General features: G+C 70.4%; 16 protein-coding genes. All 16 read left to right on the top strand.

All coding sequences use genetic code 11. From position 1 onward, the window contains the following. Window positions 1–82: 82 nt before the first annotated feature. The 16 genes from PV963_RS13330 to PV963_RS13255 all read left to right on the top strand — a co-directional run bounded on the left by PV963_RS13330 (window position 83) and on the right by PV963_RS13255 (window position 21,965). Window positions 83–1,723, top strand: a complete 1,641-nt coding sequence (locus PV963_RS13330; protein ID WP_274815881.1) for a PD-(D/E)XK nuclease family protein — start codon at window positions 83–85, stop codon at window positions 1,721–1,723. Further along, entirely contained in the window at window positions 1,720–2,895 is a 1,176-nt protein-coding gene (locus tag PV963_RS13325) for a hypothetical protein (RefSeq protein WP_274815880.1), read from the top strand. Before PV963_RS13330 ends, PV963_RS13325 begins: the two co-directional genes overlap by 4 nt. Then, a complete protein-coding gene (locus PV963_RS13320; protein ID WP_274815879.1) occupies window positions 2,888–6,325 on the top strand; it encodes a signal recognition particle in 3,438 nt (1,145 codons plus the stop codon). The genes PV963_RS13325 and PV963_RS13320 overlap by 8 nt, the downstream gene beginning before the upstream one ends. 97 nt (window positions 6,326–6,422) lie before the next feature. Further along, window positions 6,423–9,287 (top strand): pPIWI_RE module domain-containing protein, encoded by a 2,865-nt coding sequence (locus tag PV963_RS13315; RefSeq protein WP_274815878.1) that lies wholly within the window; start codon window positions 6,423–6,425, stop codon window positions 9,285–9,287. Between the two features lie 268 nt (window positions 9,288–9,555). Beyond that, window positions 9,556–10,578: a lytic transglycosylase domain-containing protein gene (locus PV963_RS13310; RefSeq protein ID WP_274822010.1), complete on the top strand. Its 1,023-nt coding sequence runs from the start codon at window positions 9,556–9,558 to the stop codon at window positions 10,576–10,578. A 53-nt stretch (window positions 10,579–10,631) separates the two neighbouring features. Beyond that, complete coding sequence (locus PV963_RS13305; RefSeq protein WP_274815877.1) at window positions 10,632–11,726, top strand: RNA polymerase sigma factor; 1,095 nt, start codon at window positions 10,632–10,634, stop codon at window positions 11,724–11,726. 107 nt (window positions 11,727–11,833) lie between these two features. Further along, window positions 11,834–12,763 (top strand): ABC transporter ATP-binding protein, encoded by a 930-nt coding sequence (locus tag PV963_RS13300; protein ID WP_274815876.1) that lies wholly within the window; start codon window positions 11,834–11,836, stop codon window positions 12,761–12,763. Continuing rightward, window positions 12,760–13,530, top strand: a complete 771-nt coding sequence (locus PV963_RS13295; RefSeq protein ID WP_274815875.1) for an MlaE family ABC transporter permease — start codon at window positions 12,760–12,762, stop codon at window positions 13,528–13,530. Before PV963_RS13300 ends, PV963_RS13295 begins: the two co-directional genes overlap by 4 nt. Before the next feature lie 3 nt (window positions 13,531–13,533). Continuing rightward, window positions 13,534–14,349, top strand: a complete 816-nt coding sequence (locus PV963_RS13290) for an MlaE family ABC transporter permease (RefSeq protein WP_274815874.1) — start codon at window positions 13,534–13,536, stop codon at window positions 14,347–14,349. 8 nt (window positions 14,350–14,357) lie between these two features. Further along, window positions 14,358–15,599, top strand: a complete 1,242-nt coding sequence (locus PV963_RS13285; RefSeq protein ID WP_274815873.1) for an MCE family protein — start codon at window positions 14,358–14,360, stop codon at window positions 15,597–15,599. Continuing rightward, the gene (locus tag PV963_RS13280; RefSeq protein WP_274815872.1) at window positions 15,596–16,633 is read left to right on the top strand and encodes an MCE family protein; all 1,038 of its coding nucleotides are present in this window, start codon (window positions 15,596–15,598) and stop codon (window positions 16,631–16,633) included. Before PV963_RS13285 ends, PV963_RS13280 begins: the two co-directional genes overlap by 4 nt. Continuing rightward, window positions 16,630–17,790, top strand: a complete 1,161-nt coding sequence (locus PV963_RS13275) for an MCE family protein (RefSeq protein WP_274815871.1) — start codon at window positions 16,630–16,632, stop codon at window positions 17,788–17,790. The genes PV963_RS13280 and PV963_RS13275 overlap by 4 nt, the downstream gene beginning before the upstream one ends. Then, entirely contained in the window at window positions 17,787–18,902 is a 1,116-nt protein-coding gene (locus tag PV963_RS13270) for an MCE family protein (RefSeq protein WP_274815870.1), read from the top strand. Before PV963_RS13275 ends, PV963_RS13270 begins: the two co-directional genes overlap by 4 nt. Then, the gene (locus PV963_RS13265; protein WP_274815869.1) at window positions 18,899–20,206 is read left to right on the top strand and encodes an MCE family protein; all 1,308 of its coding nucleotides are present in this window, start codon (window positions 18,899–18,901) and stop codon (window positions 20,204–20,206) included. Before PV963_RS13270 ends, PV963_RS13265 begins: the two co-directional genes overlap by 4 nt. Next, window positions 20,203–21,480 carry an MCE family protein gene (locus PV963_RS13260; protein WP_274815868.1) on the top strand — a complete coding sequence of 426 codons (1,278 nt, stop codon included), beginning with the start codon at window positions 20,203–20,205 and terminating at the stop codon, window positions 21,478–21,480. The genes PV963_RS13265 and PV963_RS13260 overlap by 4 nt, the downstream gene beginning before the upstream one ends. Continuing rightward, window positions 21,477–21,965, top strand: coding sequence for a hypothetical protein (locus PV963_RS13255; RefSeq protein WP_274822009.1), 489 nt, complete (start codon window positions 21,477–21,479; stop codon window positions 21,963–21,965). Before PV963_RS13260 ends, PV963_RS13255 begins: the two co-directional genes overlap by 4 nt. Window positions 21,966–21,973 lie beyond the last annotated feature (8 nt).

Genomic DNA, 21,973 nt, shown 5'->3' with positions numbered 1-21,973 from the left:
AAGATTCCTGCTACGGTCGAATGCGGCGGCGCACCCGGCCCGGTCCGAAGGGTGCCGTCTGTTCCGAGACAAGGGGGAGGCAATGAGTCACGACACGACGGCATGGCACAACCCGCACTGGCTGACCGGGAACGACGGCCTCGTTCGCGTGGGGCCCGGTACGGGCGGGAGTGACGAGCACACCTGCCCCTCGCACGCCGCCGCCAAGGCCCGGCCCGGTCTCTTGCCGGCCCGGCGTTTCCGGCTGCCGAAGCCGGAGCTCGAGACGTTCACCCTCGGGCCGGTCATGGACGCCGTCGACCGGGTCGAGTTCCACGGTGAGACACCCGACCAGGCCCTGGCGGGGCTGCGCTCCCGCACCCCCGCCCTCCATCCCGGTCACCTGACGTATGCCGAGCACGCCCTCCGTACGTACGTGGGAGCGTGCGCCGACGACGGTGAGCAGCGGCTCCAGCCGGTCCGTCCGTACTGGGTGGCCCAGCGGGAGAACGGCAAGTTCTGGGAGATGTACGCCTGGTGGCGCAGGTACGAGTCGGCATGCGGACGACTGCGTGAGTACCGGCGGCTGCGGCACGGCGAGGCCAAGGACTGCGAGCCCGGCGAGATCGCCATCGCCGCGTACGTGGCCGTTCACGGGCGCCAGGCGGCCTGGCCCCGGAAGTGGGCGCGCGCGTTCCAGCCGTCCGGACCCGTCGCCCGGCCCGAGCGGGTGCGTGTCGTCGAAGTCGGGCTCGCCGACGGACGGCCGCGCGTGCAGTTCGACGGGACGGCCGAGGAGGCCGAGGCGTACTACGCCGAGCACGGGCACGCGCACGTGGCCCGTGTCGTGTCGGGCGGAAGGCCGGTACCCGGCTCGTCCTGCGTCGACTGCAAGCAGTTCACGGGCTGCGAGGCCGTGCCGCGCAGGCCCGGCGTCCTTGGACTCTCCTCGCGGGTGGCACCGCTGAGGAAGGTGTCGGTCAGCGATCTGCGCTATCACGCGGCCTGCCCCGCACAGGGATTCCTCCGTGCCCTGCACCTGCCCAAGTCCGACGAGTACGGCAGCGCGGCCAGGCTCGGCCAGGCGGTGCACGGCTGGATCGAGGAGCTGCACCGGCGCCCGGGCTGGCCGCCGTGCACAGCCGGCGACATGCCCCCGGAGGGCGAGAACTGGACAGAGGGACGCTGGCGGGTCTCCGACGAGGACGCCGCGACCGGTCGGGACATGCTGCTCCACCACGTCGACGCCTGCCCCTTCCAGGACGCCGCCCTCATCCAGCGGGTCGAGCCCGAAGCGCTCCGAGTCGTCCACGACACCGCGGCGCAGGCCGTCGTCATCGCCAAACCCGACCTGCTCTATCAGGAGGACGGCTCGTGGGTGTGGCGGGAGCTCAAGACGACACGGAAGCGGCGCCGCCACCACGAGGACCCTCTCGACACCTACCCCCAACTCGCCCTGGCCGTCACGCTCCTGGCGGTGGGGGCGCTGGGCGGCGATCCGGACGGGTCGCGCGTCGAGGTGGAGATCCTCCGGCCGGATGGTTCCGATGCGCACGTGATCGACCCGACGGACCCCGGCCGGCAGGGGAAGGCGCTGTCGGTACTGCGGCGATACGTCGGTCCGTGGCGGGAGGACGAGACATGGGACGCCCGCCCCGGACCGCATTGCCGGTCCTGTCCGGTGTCCCGGTGGTGTCCGAACGCCGCGCCTGACGGCGCCGTCGCGGGAAAGGGGGAGGCGTGACCACGACCGGCATGAGGGACGCACGGCCCGAGGGCGCCGTCGGCACGGACGAGGGGCTGCTTCGCCAGATCGCCAGCGCCCTGGCGTGCCTGTCCCGGCAGAGGACCGTACCGAACCCGGCCTACCCGGCCAAGGTGCAGAACGCGTACAACCGACTCGTCCTGCACTGCCTGCGCCGGGGCGAGGAACCGCCGGGCAGTGTGCCGCAGATGATCCGATGGGCTTGTGAACGGCCGCTGATGGCGTGGCCGTTGGAGCTATCGCCCGAGAACTTTCCGGGTACGGCCCTGCTCGTCGATCCGGAGACCCGGCTGCCGCACCAGCTGTGCCTGGAGTGGGAGGTGAGCGCGGCCGACCCGGCCGCCGAGCTCTTCGAGAACGAGCGCATCCGGGAAGCACTCGCCGTGTGCCGTGCGGCCAAGGCCCCGCAGGCGTACACCGCGTTCCGGGCCCTGCTGACTTCCAGGCCCGTGCTGACCGCTGCCGAGCTGGCGCTGCTCGGCGGCGATCCGGAATGCGGGATGCTGCTGCACAGCGTGATCAAGCGGTGTTACGAGCCCGTGCCCGCGTCCTACCTGCGGGGCGGCACGTACCGGCAGTGTGCCCGCTGCCACTGCCTGATGGTGCCGCTGCTGCACGGCGGCCACCGGTGCGAACTGGACCGGTGCCGCCGCGACGGCACCTCGGACGAAGGCAGGCCGCTCAGTGCCGACAAAGGCGGGGTCTTCCAGCTCAGCCGCCCCCTGCGGATGTTCATCACCAGCCCCGGGCTCGCGGAGACCGATCTGCAAGCCGCCCTGGAGACGAAGTTCGCAATCACCGCCGAGATGTGGCCCAACTACGACGCGTACGACCTGCGCGTCCCCCTGCCGGGGCGACGGCACTGGGCGGTGGACGTCAAGGATCGGGTGAACCCCGTACTCCTGGCGCGTTCCCTCACGCCGTTCAGGAACGAGCCGCCGTACGACCGGGCGTTCCTCGTCGTGCCCCGCTACCGCTTCCGCGACAACGAGGCGTACGGGCGGCAGTTCCGCCGCAACCTCCCGGAGGACCTGGCCGACCGGGTCACCCTTCTGGACGACCAGGCCTTCCTGCGGCTGGTCGCCGATGAGATCTCCACCCCGCGCGACAAGACCGGGGCCCCGCGTACCGAAGGAGGACGCCGTGCGTGACCGCAGAGGATGGCACCGGCGCTGTTCGCCGCAGCAGCTCACCGAGGTGTGGCCGGCGAACCTCGGCAGCTTCCGCCCCGGCGACCTTCTCGACGTCGAACTGGGCCTGTACCTCCTGCAGGACGTGACGCCCACCCGCACGGCCGCCGATGTCTGGCCGCTGCTGGGCGGTTACCCGTACAGCGAGGTGTTCGGAGACGTCCGCACCGACGAACAGCGGCTGCGCGTTCTGCGCGCCCGCCACTACCTGTGGGACATGCGGCGACGGCACGCCTGGTCGGAGGCGCTGGCCGACTACCTGAAAGTCCCCCAGCACCTGCGGGGATACGACATCGACCGGCCCGGATCCGTGCCGCGCCGTCGCGAGCCGTCGCGCGCCGCACGCCGGTTCGAGATCTTCGAAGAACTGCTCAGCACCGCTCCGCGGTTCGCGACACGATCCATTCCGTTCGCCGAGGAGGGGGAACACACCTTTCGGGTGCAGGACCGTACCCACTCCGTGGTGTTCGACGAGGAACTGCTGACGGACACCCTGCCGCGCGCCCACGCGCTCGACGCACCACCGGCCGGGTGCGGCGAGCCCGTCGACGTCACCTGGGAAGAGCTCGAAAAGGCCGCCGACGAGATGGACGCCGTCGAGGCGACGGTGCCGGATGGGCCGAGCAACGGCTGGGCCGGGCGGCTCCGGCGGGTGAAACTGCTCGTGCGCGACGCGGAACTCGGCCGCTTCACCGAACAGGGACGGCTGAGGATCGACCGGCTGCTGCACCTCGTGGGCATGGTGGGAGCCGGCAAGTCCACACTCCGGGACATCCTGACCTACCACCTCGTCACCCGGACACCCCGCCGGGTCACCATCGTCGTCGGGGACGTGGCCGAGACGCTCGCCGTGGTGGAGCAGTTCAACCGGCTCGGTGTGCGGGCGGCACCGATCCTCGGGCACTCCACCCGGGAACGCAACATCAACCGGCTGCACCGCCGCACCGCCACGGCCGGCGCCGCCACCATGCTCGGGCACGACCACGCGGGCTTCGCCTACCTCAGCAGTGCCTGCCCCGTCGACGTGCTGCGCGGCCTGGAAGCCCGCCGCCCGCTCGGCGTCCGTGAAGCACCGTGCATCACGCTGTACACCGTCCCCGAGCAGGAGGCCACGGACGGCGATCCACTCCTCGACGAGGAGAACAGCACGCAGCGTGACGCACAAGGCCCGAAGCCGCAGCGGAGACTGTGCCCGTTATGGAACCGCTGTCCGCGCCACCGCGGGGCTCGTGATCTGGTCGACGCACAGGTGTGGGTCGCCACCCCGGCCGGTCTGGTGCACAGTTCCGTCCCGCTGCACCAGCACCAGGAACAGCTCCGGTACCTCGAACTCGCGTGCCGAGTCAGCGACCTGATCATCGTCGACGAGGCGGACCGGGTGCAGATGCAGCTCGACACGGCCTTCGCGCCGGCCGGCACGCTGGTGGGCAAGGCCCCGAACTCCTGGTTCGACGAGGTCGCCGTCCACAAGTTCCAGCAGATGGCCCGGGACGGCCGGCTCCAGCTGTCCGCCCGTGACGTCGACGACTGGACCAACGCCGTCAACACGGTCAGCGCCGCCACCGACCGCCTCTTCGCCCTGCTCGTCAAGGACGACAAGCTCAGGCAGTGGATCAGCGTCGACTACTTCAGCGCCTTCACCCTCCACAACCTGCTGCTGGACAGCTGGTTCCCGGGGCGGAAGGAGGGCGAACGCCCGCCTGCGGCGGCCCGGACGCTGGACGGTGCGCTCGGCCGGTTCCGCGACGACCCGCTGCACGAACAGCAGAGCTTGGATGACGACGACGAAGTGACACCCTTGGTGAACACCTTCGTCCACCTCACCCTGGAGCTCCTGCACGCGCCCCAGGGAGCACGGACGCGTGAGAGGCTGCGCGACACGCTCACCGGCATCGTCGGAGACGACAGCACAGTGCTCGCGGACGCCGAACTCCAGGCCCGGCGCTTCGAGTTCACCCTGCTCCTTTCCGCCCTGCACAGCCGTCTCGACTTCATGACCACGCTGTGGCCGCGCGTCGAGGCCGCCCTCAATCTCGAGAGTGCCTCGAACGTGCTCTCCCGCAGGCCCCCCAAGGACTACGAGGCGGTCATCCCCGAGTCGCCCATGGGTAACGTGCTCGGCTTCCAGTTCCGCCACGACGACCGTGAGCGCGATGGTGACCGCAGCGGTGAACTGCGCTTCTTCCACTGCAACGGCGTGGGCCGCGAACTGCTCATGCGGCTCGGCGACCTGTGCGCCGTGGACGGCCGTCCGGGCCCGCACGTCCTGCTCATGTCCGCGACGAGCTGGGCGGGCACGTCGAGCAGGTACCACGTGCACGCCGAGGTCGGTGCCGTTCTGCGTCCTCACGACGAGGAAGTCGAAGCCGTCCTGGGCAGCGAGTTCCGCAAGGAGTTCCTGTACTGGCCCGGAAACGACCGGCCCAAGCCGCTGCGCCTGTCCGGCTGCGACCTCGAGGAACGACCGCAGGCCCTTCTGCACATGCTGCACCAGCTCGCGGTGCCCGACCGGAGCCTGCCTGACGCCGTGAGCATGCTGGACGCCGAGCTGAAGGAGATCGACGATCCGGACCGCCGCCGCGTCCTGTTGCTCGTCGGCAGCTACGACGAGGCACGCCGGGCCGCCGAGTACCTCAACCAGATCCCCGAGTGGAACGGCCGCGTCACCCGACTCGTGTCCGACGACGCGGACTCCGACACCGCCTGGACCCGGCTGCCGGAGGATGCCACCGCACGGACCCTGCCCCGCGGTGACGTGAAAGCCTTCCCCTCGGTCGGCGGCGACATCCTCGTCGCGCCGCTGCTCGCCGTGGAGCGAGGACACAACATCGTCTTGCGCGGTGGCAAGGCCGCCATCGGCACGGTCTACTTCCTGGCACGCCCCCACCCTCGGCCCGACGACATCTCACTCGCCATTCAGTCCATCAACGACTGGGCCGTACGCCAACTCCGAGATATCGACGGGGCCTTCCGGCACAACGCGCTCGCCGCTGCCACCCCCGACCAGGCGGCCGTGGCGTTCCGCAGCCGCGCACGCCGTCAGTGGAACCGCTTCCTCACCCGGCGTCTGGCCTGGTCCAGCCTGCGGGACGAGGAGAAGGCGGCGTTCACCTGGGACCAGCTCGTCGTCATGTGGCAGGTCATCGGTCGTCTGGTGCGCGGTGGCGTGCCGGCCCGGGTGGTCTTCGTCGACGCGGCCTTCTCCCCGCGAGAAGCCGGGTTCCAGGACGCGGACACCCCCGACACCAGTCTGCTCGCGAGCATGCGTGAGGTGCTCGCCCCCTACTTCGAGGACGGGAACACGGCGCAGCGGGCCCCCGCCCCGATCGACAAGTCCCTTGTCCGTGAGCTGTACGAACCGCTCTACCGCGCCCTGGTGGACATGGGCTGACGGCATCCGTCACCCCGCCCCACGACACCGCACCGCATCCACGACGTGTCCGCGTCGCGTCCGAACACTGCACGCTTGCCCCGAGGAGAACGGCACCATGGCCTACCAGTACAACCGTCCGGCGGCGTACCTGACCGACCCGGCACAGGGCCCCTTCGTCGTCCCGATGCACACGCTCTCCCTGCCCGCCCACTGGGAGGAACCACTCCTGCGCCTCTACCACGGCGGAATGACCGAGGGGCAGGCCGAGCGACGGCGCCGCGTACCCACAGCGGCGGTCAACCAGCTGATGCGCGCCACCGCGCCGGACATCGTCACGGTCGACTCCACGGCACGCTTCGGCTCGGAGAACCCATGGCTGTACTGCCAGGAGGCGTACCCGATGGCGGTGACGAACCTCTACATCGCCGCGTGGCTCAAGAGCCTCCCGCGCGATGCCGACGATCCCGAGACCACGGCCCTGCTGATGAACTGCTTCCGTGACCTCGACACCGCGGCCCTCAGCTGGCGGCCCGGCAGCGTCGACCTCCTCGAGCAGAAGGTGTCGCCCGGAGGAACCGCTCTGCCCGCGCCCCACGTGTACCGGTTGCTTCCCGACGTCCTCGGCGAACGGATCGCGCGCCAGGGACCGTACGAACACCACGGGCAGCAGCTGACGTTCCGGCAGGTGGCCGGCCGCACGGGTGCCCGGGGTCAGGGAAGCGGGGGTGCCGAGCTGATGTCGAACCTGATCGAGTACGTACCCAGGCGGCGCGGTGGCGGCGACGGCAAGCCGGCCTACTACGCGGCGACCCTCCGCATCACCGTGCGCACCGTTCCTTTCTCACCCGTCCCGCGCGTCCACGTGGCCGCCGGCGTGCGCCGGTTCGTCACCGGCAAGGTCTACATGCCGTACGGCAAGGGTGTGTCCGCCTACCTGCTCCCGGACGACTCCCTCGTCCACGACGGCCCGCAGCCGCAGCGCTTCGCGGTCGCCATGCTGGAGTGGAAGAACGGCACCACGGACTGGCGTCAGGGCGGAGCAGAAGGGATGCTCGCCCGGATCAGCGCACTCGACGCACTGCCGTCCCCGGACCGGCTGGTGAAGGAGGCCGACCACTGGATCCACGGCCGGGACGGAATCCGGATCGCGATCGGGCACCAGGCGGCCATGGGCAGGCACACGATCGGCACCGGACTGATGCCCAGTGAACGCCGACGGCTGATCGAGTGGGCGGAGCAGGCGATCGCTCCCGAGTTCGTGCCCGTTTCGAAGCTCGAGCGCAGTGCATACGCGCGGCCACCCAAGAAACAGCTCAAGAAGCTGCCGTCCATTCCCAAGAACATGGAAAAGAAGAATCCCGAAGACCTCGCGGTCATCCTGGATGAGCGTGAGCTGAACGCGGCCCACAACGCTCAGGTTCTGCGGGCACGCCTGGCCGAAGCACTTGAAGGCAAAGACCTCACCGCGGTCGTGCTCCACCAGAACGACGCCATCCGCGATCAGATGATCGCCGCGGCGGAGACGGGGCTGGGGCTGGCCGGGCTCCGGCGTGTGCACGGCCCCGATACCTGGGTGTGGGAGGCCGAGGAGCTGACCGTCCGGCTGCACGCTCGGCCCCTGGGGAGTCTCGGTGCACCGCTGGGAGGCGACAGCGTGCCGCGCCGGGGGCAGGAACACGACAAGGCCATCGAGGAGCGCCGTACCGGTGTCGCGCGCTCCATGGCCGCACTGCGGGAAGCCGTCCCCGGGGTGCGGCTGGCCTTCGTGGAGCTCGACGGGCAGGACGCCTTCCGCCATGCCAAGCGACGGAGCGACCCCAAGCATGCGATCCGCCTCGGCTGCGCGGACGCAGGCCTGGTGACCCAGTTCATCCGTCCACCGGACCCGGATGTGGAGACGGACGAGGCTCTCGCCGATGCAGGGCTGCGTGCAGCCGCAGCCTGGTCGGACGGCCTGCGCCAGACCGGTATGCGGCTGGTGCCTCAGCACACGCTCGGTGACACGCTCATCCCCGCGAACCTGAACCAGGTGGCCTTCCACCTCGTGGAACGCCGCCTTGACGGTCCCACGGGCAAGCAGCAGTTCACGCCGATCGCGGTGCTCATCCGGCCGGGCGCGAAGTGCGTGCTGGGTAAGTCGGCCGACATGCACGAATGGGTGCCGTACCCCGAACTCCTCAAGTCGTTGACGGGCCGGGTCGAAGGCAGGAAGAACAGTGCGGAGCAGTCGGCCCTCACGGCGGCCTTCATCAAGAAGACACTCGCGCAGCTGCGCAGCACCCCGACGCTCGTTCTGGCCCACGCTCAGGACGTCAGGAAGCGCTGGCCGTGGCTGAGGAACGACGGTCTGGAACGGGACAGGCTCGGCCTCGACGGAGGTCCCGTTCAGCGGATTGGTCTGTACGGCAAGCAGCTTCGTGTCGTCCGGATCGCCGACGGCAGCCGGGACGAGACAGCGCAGTGCTGGGCCGAGCGTGAGGAACTCTCGCCCGAGCTGGAGGGTAAGCAGCGCGGGGGCATCGCGATGGGGCTGTGGCGGTCCGGGGTGCGGGGTGACTCCGACCGCGTCTTCTACAGCACGATCGGCAAGTCCGGCACGCAGTCGAAGCTCACCAACGACGACGCCAAACTGACTCCGCACACCAACGCCTCGGGCAACAACGCTTACCGGCCGACGGTGAACGCCTGGAACCCGGACCTCCTCGAGCTGACCGTCGCGTGCCTTCAGCCCGGTGACGATGCGGAGGCATGGGCCGCATTCGTCCACCAGCAGCGTTTCAGCGAGGACTACCGTGCTGGTCGCGAGGGGTTGGCTCTGCCCTTGATCTTGCATCTTGCGCGGCTTGCGGACGATTACGCTCTGCCACACGAAGTAGAGGACGTCTTGGACCCGGAGCCCCAGGCCCCGGCCGCGTCGGACCCGACTCTGTCGGGCCAGTTGATCTTTGACTTCGACCTCGATGACAGGGATGAGGAGTGACCTGGTGACCTGAGTCAGAGATTCGTCGGCAGTTGGCGGCGACTTTGTCGAGGGATCTCGTCGGCGTCCTTGATCCGGACGAAGGGCTTGGGGTGCTCGTTCCACCCGCCTGCGGAAACCGCCGTAGCGGCAACCTGCGCAAACCCCCGCGACGGACCCACCCCCCTCCCCCGTAGAGCAAACGACAGACAGCTCACAGGGAGGGGAGCAGGACGTGGCGGGGCACAGGGGTAAACGCGTCACAGGTACGGCGGCCGCATTGGTGGCGATGGCGGCGCTCACCGCGTCACAGGCGCCGGGGGCGTTCCCGGCACGGGCCTCCGTGCCGGCGCCCAGGCAGGCACCCGCCCAGGACGGGCCGAGCGTGTCCGGCGACGCACCGTACCGCACCGAGCTTCCGCCGCTGCGAACCGGGAAGGGCGCGGGCGGCGGGGCGGGTCACCAGGTGCTGGGCGGTGCGCTGCCGGCGAGTGTGTTCGCCGCCTATCGGCGGGCCGAGGAGCGGCTCGCGCGCGAGGCGCCCGGATGCCGGCTGCGCTGGCAGCTGCTGGCGGCGATCGGGCAGGTGGAGTCGGGCCAGGCGCGGGGCGGCAGGGTGACGTCGGACGGTACGACCGTGGCGCCGATCCTCGGGCCGCGGCTGGACGGCGTGGCCTTCGCGCTGATCCGGGACACCGACGGCGGCGCTCACGACGGGGACACGGCCTACGACCGCGCGGTCGGGCCGATGCAGTTCATCCCGTCGACCTGGGCCCGCTGGGGCGCGGACGGCAACGGCGACGGGCGTACGGATCCGAACAACGTCTTCGACGCGGCACTCGCCGCCGGACGGTATCTGTGTGCCGGGGGCCGGGACCTGTCCGTCCCCGCCCAGCTGGACCGGGCGATCCTCGGCTACAACCAGTCGACGGCCTATCTGCGCACGGTCAGGGCCTGGTACGCGTACTTCCTGGAAGGGCACCGGGTGGTGCCGGACGGCTCCGCCGGGTCCTCCTCCGCGCGCCCGGAGCCGTCGCGATCCCCCTCGAAGCCGAAGGAGGCCTCGCCGGCACCCTCCGCCCGGCGGAGTGCCCCGCCGTCCCGTACTCCGTCGGCCCCTGCCTCTCCGGCCCCGACCAGAACCCGCCCGGCCACCGAACCCGGGAAGCCGGACGAGCCACGACTGCCCACCCCCGCACCGGACATCGAGCTCCCCGGCGACGACCTGCTGCCCAGCGGCGCCCCACTCACCAGTAACAGCGCGGACTCGATGACCGCCTCCCCCTCCACAACCGCCGATACTGGGCGGTAATGTCGCCCACCGCCGGACAGCACGAGACCGGTGGTGAGCGCGAAGGGGTCCTCATGGCGACGGACATGCCTGCGGACATGCCCGCAGAGGCAGAGACACCTGCGGAGATGCACGCGGCCGACGAGCGGTGGCGGCGCATGTGGAGCCACCGCGAGCACTTGCTCAAGGTGGCCCGGCGCAGGTCGATGAGTGCGGAGGACGCCGAGGACGCGGTGCACGAGGCGATGCTGCGCGCCGCCGAGCGGCCCGACCTGGACGAGGAGCGGCTCGCGGCCTGGCTGACGACGGTCACGATGCGGCTGTGCGTCGACCGCTACCGGCAGGTGAACCGCGAGGCCGAGGTGCGTACCAGCCCGACGCTCATCGCCCCCGGCCCGGTGCCCGTCGAGGAGGCGGTGTGCGACCGGGCCGAGGCGAAGTGGCTGGCGGTGCGCAGTGGTGAGCTGCCCGCGCGGCAGGCCGAGGCGCTGCGGCTGAAGTCGGAGGACCTCGACGTCGGGCAGGTCGCTGTCCGGATGGGGCTGAGCTACCGCACCGTCGAGTCGCTGCTGGCCCGGGCCCGGCGGACGCTGCGGCAGTCGCTGGCGGCCACCTTCGGGTTCGCGCTGTTCCTGATCGGATGGGGCCGGCCGCGCGGAGTCGGCAGGGCGCAGTCCGTGGCCGTCGCCTCGACGGCGGCGTCCCTGGCGGTGGCGGGGTTCGTGCTGCCGTACGCCCTCGACGGCGGGGGCGGGGGCGGTACGGCGCCTCGGCCTGCGGTCGCCTCGCCGGACGCGGAGACGTTGCGGCGGGACGGCGGGGGCGGGGGTCGTACGCCTCGGGGGGACGAGCCCACGGCTGCGTCAGCCGAGCCCACAGCGGCCGGGTCCCCCGCCGGCGAATCGTTCCTCCCGCTGTCCGTGCCGTCGCTGCCGGAGATCCCGGACGTACCGGATGTTCCGGACGTCACGGTGTCGCCGTTGCCCTTGCTGCCCTCGCCGGAGGTCCCGCAGGTGCCCGACGTGCCGCAGCCCGATGTCCCCGACCTGCCGGTGGAGCCCTCCGCCGTGCCGACGGACACAGCGGTCCCGGCGGTCCCGGAGGCTCCGGTGGATCCCGCCGCACCGTCCACCTCGCTCCCCGAGCCCACGGCGCGTCCGCTTCCGTAGCGCCCGGAAACCCGCTCGAAAAAAATTCGACACTCGAGCGACGGACGCTCCGCCCCTCCCCGTAGAGCAGATGTCAGAGCTGCTCCTCGGGCTGAAGGGTGAACCGGATGGGTGTCGAGATCTGTGTGGAAGGGCTGACCAAGTCCTTCGGCCACCAGGTCATCTGGCAGGACGTCTCGCTGACGCTGCCCGCCGGGGAGGTCTCGGTCATGCTCGGCCCCTCCGGCACGGGCAAGTCGGTGTTCCTCAAGACGCTCGTCGGCCTGCTGAAGCCGGAGCGCGGCTCGATCACGATCCAGGGCCGGGACATCACGAAGCTGCGCGAGCACGACCTGTACGAGGTGCGCAAGCTCTTCGGCGTGCTGTTCCAGGACGGCGCGCTGTTCGGCTCGATGAACCTGTACGACAACATCGCCTTCCCGCTGCGCGAGCACACCCGTAAGTCCGAGAGCGACATCCGGCGCATCGTGCTGGAGAAGATGGACATGGTCGGGCTGATCGGCGCCGAGGGGAAGCTGCCCGGCGAGATCTCCGGCGGGATGCGCAAGCGCGCCGGGCTGGCCCGGGCCCTGGTGCTGGATCCCGAGATCATCCTCTTCGACGAACCCGACTCCGGCCTCGACCCGGTCCGCGTGGCCTACCTCAACCAGCTGATCGTCGACCTGAACGCCCAGATCGACGCGACCTTCCTGATCGTCACGCACGACATCGCCTCGGCCCGCCAGGTGCCGGACAACATCGGACTGCTGTTCCGCCGCGAGCTGGTGATGTTCGGCCCGCGCGAGGAGCTGCTGACCAGCGACGAGCCGGTCGTGCGGCAGTTCCTGAACGGCCGGATGCAGGGCCCGATCGGGATGGCGGAGGAGAAGGACGCGGCCCAGGTCGAGCAGGAGCTGGCGCAGATCGACGACACCGCGCGCGTTCAGGAGCTGACTCCCCGCCTGCTGCCGGGGCCGGGCATCTCCCGGCCACCCCGCTGGGAGGCGATCGCCCGGCGCGAGGCCGCGCTGCGCCAGAAGGCGGTGGCCGGCGCATGAGCCTGTCACCCATCGGAGGGCTGCGGCACTCGGGCAGCCTCTTCGCGATGGCGCTGGACGTCGTCCGGACGATCCCCCGACGGCCGTTCCAGGCGCGGGAGTTCATCCAGCAGGCGTGGTTCGTCGCGAGTGTGACGATCATGCCGACGGCCCTGGTCTCCATCCCCTTCGGGGCGGTCATCGCGCTGCAGATCGGCAGTCTGACCCGGCAGCTGGGCGCCCAGTCCTTCTCCGGGGCCGCCTCCGTGCTCGCCGTCCTGCGCGAGGCCTCGCCGATCGTCACCGCGCTGCTGATCGCGGGCGCCGGCGGCACGGCGATCTGCGCCGACCTCGGGGCGCGGAAGATCCGCGACGAGATCGACGCGATGCAGGTGCTGGGCATCGACCCCATCCACCGGCTGGTCGTCCCCCGCGTACTGGCGTCGATGCTGGTGGCGGTGCTGCTCAACGGCCTGGTGTCGGTGGTCGGCGTGGCGGGCGGCTACTTCTTCAACGTCGTTCTCCAGAACGGCACTCCGGGCGCCTATCTCGCCTCCTTCACCACGCTCGCCCAGCTGTCCGACCTGTGGGCGGCCGAGGTCAAGGCGCTGGTGTTCGGCGCGATCGCCGGGATCGTCGCCTCGTACAAGGGACTGACCGCGAAGGGCGGGCCGAAGGGTGTGGGCGACGCGGTGAACCAGTCGGTGGTGATCACCTTCATGTTGCTGTTCGTGACCAACTTCGTGATGACCGCCGTGTACTTCCAAGTCGTTCCGCAGAGGGGTTAGCCGATGAGACTCATCGACCGCCCACTGAAGTCCCTCGAGGCGCTGGGCGCCCAACTCTCCTTCTACGGCCGCTCGCTGGCGTGGACCGGGCGCACCCTGCGCCGCTACAAGAAGGAGATCCTGCGGCTGCTCGCCGAGGTGAGCTTCGGCCGGGGCGCGCTCGCCGTCGTGGGCGGCACCGTCGGCGTGATCGCCTTCCTGTCGTTCTTCACCGGCACGGAGGTCGGCCTGCAGGGCTACGCGGCCCTGAACCAGCTCGGCACCTCCAACTTCGTCGCCTTCCTCTCGGCGTACTTCAACACCCGCGAGATAGCCCCGCTGGTGGCCGGGCTCGCGCTCTCCGCGACCGTCGGAGCCGGGTTCACCGCCCAGCTCGGCGCGATGCGGATCAGCGAGGAGACAGACGCCCTGGAGGTCATGGGCGTGCCCTCGCTGCCGTTCCTGGTGACGACGCGGATGATCGCCGGGTTCGTGGCCGTCATCCCGCTGTACGTGATCGGCCTGCTGTCCTCCTACCTCGCCGCCCGCACCATCACCACCGTCTACTACGGCCAGTCGGCGGGCACCTACGACCACTACTTCCACCAGTACCTGCCCCCGGTCGACGTGCTGTGGTCCTTCGGCAAGGTGCTCGTCTTCGCCGTCCTGATCATCCTGGTGCACTGCTTCTACGGCTACTACGCCAGCGGCGGCCCGGCAGGCGTCGGCGTGGCCGTGGGCCGTGCGGTGCGGACCTCGATCGTGGCCATCAACGTCCTGGACTTCTTCCTGTCGCTCGCGATCTGGGGCGCCAGCACGACCGTACGGATAGCGGGGTGAGCCGCCCGATGAGGGTATTGAGACTGAGGTTGTACGGCGTCGTCTTCATCGCCGTTCTGGCACTGCTGCTGTCCCTGTCCGTCGCCGTCTACCGGCAGGTGTTCACGCCGGTCGTGCGGATCACCCTGGAGGCCGACAGCCTCGGCAACCAGCTCGATCCGCGCGCCGACGTCAAGCTGCGCGGGCTGCTGGTCGGCGAGGTGCGCGAGGTCCGGGCCGACGGGACGAAGGCGACGCTCGACATCGCGCTCAAGCCGGAGCACATCGCCCACATCCCGTCCGACGTGCACGCCCGCCTGCTGCCCAAGACGCTGTTCGGCGAGAAGTACGTCGACCTGGTCGCGCCGCGCGGCTCGTCGGGCCGGCCCATCCGCGCCGGTGACGTCATCACCCAGGACCGCACCCGCGTCGGCATCGAGCTCCAGCAGCTGATGAACGACCTGCTGCCCCTGCTGCGGACGGTCCAGCCCGGCAAGCTCAACGCCACGCTCTCCGCGTTCGCCACCGCCCTGGAGGGACGCGGCGACCGGATCGGCGACAACCTCACGCGCCTGGAGGCCTATCTGCGCCGCCTCAATCCGCACCTGCCGTCCCTGAAAGAGGACATCGCACGCTTCGCCGACGTCGCCGAGGTCTACGGCGACGCGGCGCCCGACCTGATGGAGATCCTGCGCAACACCGTCACCACCAGCCGCACGATCGTCGAGCAGAAGGACCAGCTGGCGGCGGCGCTGAAGACCACGGCCACCGTCGCGGGCACCGCGGACGACTTCCTCGACGCCAACGGCGACCGGCTGATCACCCTCGGCCAGGTCTCCCGCCCCACGCTGGAGCTGTTCGCCCGGTACTCCCCTCAGTACCCCTGCCTGCTGGCCGGCCTGGTCCGGCAGGAGAAGGTGTCCGAGGAGGCCTTCCGGGGCGGCAAGATGCACATCACGCTGGAGGTCGTACGGCCGCAGGGGGCGTACGAACCGGGTGAGGAACCGCGCTACGGCGAGCGGTCCGGTCCCAACTGCCGTGATCTGCCCCATCCTCCGGTGCCGGCACCCGGTGCCCACCTCGACGACGGTTCCAAGAAGGGGAGTCCGACCTCGGGCGGCCCGCTCGGCGTCTCCGCCACCCGGGCCGAGCAGCGGGCCGTCGGCTCGCTCGTGGCGCCGGTGCTGGACGTGCCCGCGGACGAGGTGCCGCCGGTCGCCACGCTGCTGTTCGGACCGATGGCGCGCGGGACGGCGGTGAGCGTCGCATGAGCACCACAGGAGCCCGGCAGACCGCCGCCCCGCTGATCAAGTTCAGCCTCTTCGCGCTGGTGACGGTCCTGGCGACGGCCCTGCTCGCCGCCACCATCGTGAACATCTCCTTCACCCCCGAGCACGAGTACCGCGCGGTCTTCAGCGACGTCACCGGCCTGGAGGAGGGCGACGACATCCGGGTGGCCGGAGTGCGGGTCGGCGAGGTCGAGGGCATCCGGATCAAGGACCGGACGCTGGCCGAGGTCACCTTCACGGTCAGCCAGGACCGGCCCCTGCTCACCGGCACGGGCGCCGTCATCCGCTACCGCAACCTGGTCGGGCAGCGGTACGTCGCGCTGACCGAGGGCGCCGGCGACGGCACCCGGCTGCGCCCCGGCGGCACGATCCCGCTCGCGCGCACCCAGCCCGCCCTCGACCTGAACGCGCTGCTGAACGGCTTCAAGCCGCTGTTCGCCGCGCTCAGCCCGAAGGACGTCAACCAGCTCGCCACCGAGATCATCAAGACCCTCCAGGGCGAGGGCGGCACCGTCAACAGCCTGCTGACGCACACGGCGTCGCTCACCACGACGCTGGCCGGCCGCGACAAGCTGATCGGCTCGGTGATCGACAACCTCAACACCGTGCTGGAGACGCTCGACAAGCGCGGCGCCCGCTTCTCCGGACTGCTCAAGCAGCTGCGCCGGATCATCTCGGGCCTGTCCGCCGACCGCAAGCCCATCGGGCAGTCGCTGGTGAGCATCGGCGATCTGACGGGGGCCACCTCGGGGCTGCTGAAGGACGCGCGTCCGCCGCTCAAGGACGACATCGCGGAACTGACCGAACTCACCGGGACGCTGAACGACAACGAGAAGACCGTGGAGGGCGTGCTGAAGCGGCTGCCGAACAAGCTGAACGAGCTGACGGGGACGGCGTCCTACGGCTCGTGGTTCAACTTCTACCTGTGCGACTTCGACGGCCGGATCGTGCTGCCGAAGACGAAGCAGGTGCTCACCCCCGAGATGCACGTGGCGAGGGCGAGGTGTGGGGCATGAGCCGCAGGAAGCGTCCGGAGCCGCTGTTCAAGGTGCGGGTGGAGCCGCCGAAGCTGCCTCGCGTGCGACTGCCGAAGGTACGGCTCCTGCCGCGCCGCACGCCGCGTCCGCAGCCGATGTTCAAGGTCCGTGTCGACCCGCCGAAGCTGCCGAGGCTACGGCTCCGCCGCCCGCACCTCGGCCCCTTCCGCGAGCGCAACCCCATCGTCATCGGCGCCGTCGGACTCACCGTCCTCGCGCTGCTGACCGTGGCCGCGTTCAACGCCGACCGCCTGCCGGTCATCGGCGACGGCGACACGTACAGCGCTGCCTTCGCGGAGGCGGGCGGGCTCAAGCCGGGCGACGAGGTGCGGATCGCCGGGGTCAAGGTCGGCAAGGTCGAGGAGGTCGACCTGGACGGCGACCACGTCAAGGTCACCTTCAAGATCAAGGGCGAGCCGGGGTTCGGCACCGAGACCGGCGCGTCGATCCGGGTCAAGACGATCCTCGGCGCGAAGTACCTCGCCCTGCACCCCAAGGGGCGGGGCCGGCTGGAACCCGGCAGTGAGATCCCGCTGAAGCGGACCGTCCCCGCGTACGACGTCGTGCAGGCGTTCAGCGATCTCACCACCACGACGGAGAAGGTCGACACCGACCAGCTGGCGAAGGCGCTGGACACCATCTCGACGACCTTCGAGGACTCACCGGAAGAGGTACGGGCGTCCATCAAGGGCCTGTCGAAGATCTCCCGGACGGTGGCCTCGCGCGACAAGGCCCTCAAGGAGCTCCTCGACCACGCGAACGGTGTCACGGGCGTACTCGCCGACCGGTCGGGCGACTTCACCGCCCTGGTCAAGGACGGCGACAAGCTGTTCAAGGAGATCAGCAAGCGGCGGGCGGCGATCCACAAGCTGCTGAAGACCTCCGCCGCGCTCGGCATCCAGCTCTCCGGACTGGTCCAGGACAACGAAAAGGAGATCGGGCCCGCCCTCAAGGGCCTCAACCGCGTGGTGGAGATGCTCGAACGGAACCAATCCAACCTGGACCGGAGCATCAAGCTCCTGGCCCCCTACGTGCGGGTCTTCACCAACACCCTCGGCAACGGCCGCTGGTTCGACTCCTACGTCCAGAACCTGGTCGCCGCCCCGGTGGTGCCGCGAACGGGAGGCACGCAGTGAGCAACCGCCCGAAGAAGCACCTGGCCGTACTGACCGCCCTGGCCCTGGTCGCCGCGCTCACCTACGTCCTGTGGCCGCGCCCCGAGCCGGTCCGTGTCACGGCCTACTTCCCGCGCACGGTCGGCATCTACCCCGGCTCGGACGTCCGCGTGCTCGGCGTCCGGATCGGCGAGGTCAGGAAGATCACGCCGGAGGGCGGCCGGGTGCGGGTCGAGCTGGAGTACGACGCGGGCCGCAAGGTCCCGGCTCACGCGCAGGCCGCGATCATCAACTCCTCGGTGGTCAGCGACCGTTACCTGCAGCTGCTGCCGGTGTACCGCAGCGGTCCGGTGCTGCGGGACGGGGACGAGATCCCCGAGTCGCGCACAGCCGTACCGGTCGAGTTGGACCGCGTCTTCGACAGCCTGCACACCACGGCCGAGGCGTTCGGCCCCAAGGGCGCCAACAGGGACGGCTCCCTGTCGCGGCTGCTAGGGGTGAGCGCCGACAACCTCGACGGCCAGGGCAAGAACCTCCACCAGACGGTCGAGGACCTCTCCCAGGCGGTGACGACTCTCTCCGACGGCCGCACGGACCTGTTCGGCACGGTCCGCAACCTCCAGGTCTTCACGGCGGCGCTGGCGGCCGACGACAAGAGCGTGCGGTCGTTCAACACCAGCCTCGCCAAGGTCGCCGAGCAACTCGCGGGCGAACGGGAGGACCTGGCGGCCGCGCTGAAGAACCTCGGCACGGCGCTCGGTGACGTGTCCGCCTTCGTGAAGAAGAACAAGAAGTCGCTGACGTCGAACGTGGAGGGCCTGAGCAAGGTGACCAAGGTGCTCGTCACCCAACGGGCGGCACTGGAGGAGCTGCTGGAGGTAGCGCCGACCGGCATGTCGAACCTGAACAACGCCTACAACCCCTCCGCGGGCACCCTCGACACCCGCAACAACCCCGACCACCCGCAGGATCCGGCCTCACTGCTGTGCTCGATCCTGAAGACAACAGGGGAGAAGACCGACTGCAAGGACCTGAGGGACCTCTTCGACTCTTTGCCCGAAGTGCCCCAGGGCACCGCGGTCACCGGCACGGTCGACCGCACCCTCGGCGGAATCCTGGGGGCGAGCGCATGAGGCCGCTGCGCAAGGTCGGGGCCGTCGCCTGGGCGGCCGTCGGGACGCTGCTGATGTCCGGCTGCGAGTTCAACGGCTGGTACGACGTCCAGCTCCCCGGCGGAGCCGCCGCCGACGGCCACGCCTACCACGTCACCGTCGAGTTCCGGGACGTCCTCGACCTGGTTCCGCAGTCGGCCGTCAAGGTCAACAACGTCACTGTGGGCGCGGTGGAGAAGGTGGAGCTGGAGGGCTGGCACGCGCGGGTCCGCCTCCGGGTCGCCGACTCCGTGAAGCTGCCCGCCAACGCCATCGCCGAGCTGCGGCAGACCAGCATGCTCGGCGAGAAGTACGTGGCGCTGTCCAGGCCGCCGGAAGGCGCGCCGGTCGGCCGGCTCCGCGACGGTGATGTGATCCCCCTGTCCCGCAGCGGCCGCAACCCGGAGATCGAGGAGGTGCTGTCCGCGCTGTCCGCCCTGCTCAACGGCGGTGGCGTGGCCCAGCTCAAGACGATCACCACGGAGCTGAACAAGGCCCTGGAGGGCCGGGAGAACCGGGTCAAGTCCCTGCTCAAGGAACTCGACACCTTCATCGGCGGCCTGGACGACCAGCGCCGGGACATCGTCCGCGCGCTGAAGGCCGTCGACCGGCTGGCCGAACGGCTGGGCAAGGAGAAGACGACGATCGCCGAGGCCGTCGACACGATGCCGCCCGCCCTGAAGATCCTGGCCGACCAGCGCCGCGACCTGACGAGGATGCTCACCGCCCTGTCCAAGCTGGGCAAGACCGGAACCAAGGTGGTCAACGCCTCGCACGAGGACACGGTCGCCAACCTCAGGCAACTGCGGCCGATCCTGCAACAGCTCAACAAGGCGGGCAGCGACCTGCCCAACTCCCTGGAGCTGCTGACGACGTACCCGTTCCCGCGCAACGTGGTGGACGCCATCAAGGGCGACTACGTCAACCTGCACGTCACGGCGGACCTCGATCTGGCGGGGATCTACGGCAACCTGACGGACGAGCCGGGCGGCGGGAACGGCGGGGACACTCCCGGGCTTCCCGAGCCCCCGGACCTGCCCGACGCACCGGATCTCCCGGACGTGCCGGATCTCCCGGATGCGCCGGACGTGCCGAAGCCCACCGCGCTGCCGAGCGGTCCGAGCGTGCCGTCGTCCCCGTCGGCCCCCTCGGGCGGCGACGACCCGCTGTGCCCGCCGGTGTGCACCGCCGGCTACGGCTCCGGCGGTCACCGCACCGGGGGCGACTGGCCCGAGGGGATCAACCTCGAACTCGCCGAGCTGATGCTGAAGGGGGTCCAGCCGTGATCACCCGTACGGTCAAGGCACAACTGATCGCCTTCGCGGCCCTCACCGCCGTGGGTGTGTCGTACGTCGGCGCCGAGTACACGGGCCTGGTGGACGAGGTCCTGGACCGCGGCTACACCGTGCGGGCCGACTTCGCCGACTCCGGGGGCGTCTTCCCCGGCGCCGAGGTCACCTATCGCGGGGTGCCGGTGGGCAAGGTCGGCGCACTGCGCCTGACCGGCCAGGACGGGGTCTCGGTCGCGCTCGACATCGAGGACGGGGCGCCGCGCATCCCGGCGGACACGCTGGCAGTGGTGGCGAACCGTTCGGCGGTGGGCGAGCAGTACGTCGACCTCCAGCCCCGCACCTCGAACGGCCCGTACCTGCTGAACGGCAGCACGATCCCGCGCGAGAGCACGCGGGTGCCGCTGCCGGCGACGGACATGGTCCTCAGCCTGGACCGCCTCGTGAACTCGGTCGGCAAGGACGACCTGCGGGTCACGGTCGACGAGCTGGGCGAGGCCTTCGCCGGCACCGGCCCGAACCTGAGCCGCCTGGTGGACTCGGGCAACGCCCTGGTCGGGTCGGCGTCCGAGGCGCTGCCGGAGACGATCGCCCTGATCGAGGACTCACGGAAGGTCCTGAAGACGCAGGCCGACCAGGGCTCGTCGATCAAGTCGTTCGCGCGCGATCTGGCGGCGCTCTCGGCCCAGTTGAAGGCCAGCGACGGGGACCTGCGCAAGCTGATCGGCAACGCGCGGCCGGCGGCGCAGGAGCTGAACTCGCTGCTGAAGTCCACCGGGCCGCAGCTGTCGGTCCTGCTGGCCAACCTGATCAGCGGCGGCCAGGTCACGCTGGCCCGCCTGCCCGGCGTGGAGCAGGCCCTGGTCACCTTCCCGCTGATGGTCGCGGGCAGCTACACGGTCGTCCCGGGCGACGGCACCACCCACTTCGGCCTCGTGCTGAACGCCGACGACCCGCCGGCCTGCACCAAGGGGTACGGCACGGCACGCCGCGACCCCGCGGACACCCGCACACGCGAGGCGAACACCGACGCCCGCTGCACGCTCCCGCGCGGCAGCGAGTCGTCGGTACGGGGCGCGCAGAACGCCCCGGGCGCGTCGACCACAGACGGCGGCGCGAACCAGGCGACGTACGTCACCCCGTACGACCCGGAGACCGGCACCACCACCGGCCCGGACGGAAGGAACGTCGAGATCGGCTCGACGGGCGGCCAGCAGGCCGCGTTCGGAAAGGAGTCGTGGCAATGGCTGCTCGTCGGCCCCATGGCATGAGGCCGGTGCGACCCGGAGCGCTGACGGCGGGACTCGTCGCGGCGACCGTCATCACCACCGCACTGGCACTCTGGCTGGCCTTCGGCCTCTACACACAGCGCGAGGCGGACCAACGACGCCAGGGCATCCTGGCCGCGGCCCGCCAGTCGGCACTGAACTTCACCTCCCTGGACTACCGCCACTACGGCCGTGACAGCGCGAACGTACTGGCGGGCGCGACCGGCGAGTTCAAGAAGCAGTTCACCGCACAGACGGACCAGTTGACGAAGCTGGTGGCCCAGAACAAGTCCGTGTCGCAGGGCCAGATCCTGGAGGCGGGCATCGTCCGCTCGGACGAGAACTCGGCCCGTGTGTTGGTGGTCGCCGACAGCAAGGTGACGAACACCGCCGTGCCCGAGGGGGAGGCGCGCACGTACCGGCTCCAGCTCGACCTCGTGCACAAGGACGGCCGCTGGCTGACGTCCGACGTCGAGTTCGTCGGCTGATCCACGGG

Origin of the sequence: Streptomyces coeruleorubidus (genome assembly GCF_028885415.1) — a bacterium.
GTDB lineage: Bacteria > Actinomycetota > Actinomycetes > Streptomycetales > Streptomycetaceae > Streptomyces > Streptomyces coeruleorubidus_A.
Note: the sequence above shows the minus strand (reverse complement) of the source record. Positions and strands in the feature narration are given on the sequence as shown.

Coding starts and splice junctions, on each gene's coding strand:
- PV963_RS13330 (WP_274815881.1), top strand. CDS start 83: ATGAGTCACGACACGACGGCATGGCACAACCCGCACTGGCTGACCGGG.
- PV963_RS13315 (WP_274815878.1), top strand. CDS start 6,423: ATGGCCTACCAGTACAACCGTCCGGCGGCGTACCTGACCGACCCGGCA.
- PV963_RS13310 (WP_274822010.1), top strand. CDS start 9,556: ATGGCGGCGCTCACCGCGTCACAGGCGCCGGGGGCGTTCCCGGCACGG.
- PV963_RS13305 (WP_274815877.1), top strand. CDS start 10,632: ATGGCGACGGACATGCCTGCGGACATGCCCGCAGAGGCAGAGACACCT.
- PV963_RS13300 (WP_274815876.1), top strand. CDS start 11,834: ATGGGTGTCGAGATCTGTGTGGAAGGGCTGACCAAGTCCTTCGGCCAC.
- PV963_RS13295 (WP_274815875.1), top strand. CDS start 12,760: ATGAGCCTGTCACCCATCGGAGGGCTGCGGCACTCGGGCAGCCTCTTC.
- PV963_RS13290 (WP_274815874.1), top strand. CDS start 13,534: ATGAGACTCATCGACCGCCCACTGAAGTCCCTCGAGGCGCTGGGCGCC.
- PV963_RS13285 (WP_274815873.1), top strand. CDS start 14,358: ATGAGGGTATTGAGACTGAGGTTGTACGGCGTCGTCTTCATCGCCGTT.
- PV963_RS13280 (WP_274815872.1), top strand. CDS start 15,596: ATGAGCACCACAGGAGCCCGGCAGACCGCCGCCCCGCTGATCAAGTTC.
- PV963_RS13275 (WP_274815871.1), top strand. CDS start 16,630: ATGAGCCGCAGGAAGCGTCCGGAGCCGCTGTTCAAGGTGCGGGTGGAG.
- PV963_RS13265 (WP_274815869.1), top strand. CDS start 18,899: ATGAGGCCGCTGCGCAAGGTCGGGGCCGTCGCCTGGGCGGCCGTCGGG.
- PV963_RS13255 (WP_274822009.1), top strand. CDS start 21,477: ATGAGGCCGGTGCGACCCGGAGCGCTGACGGCGGGACTCGTCGCGGCG.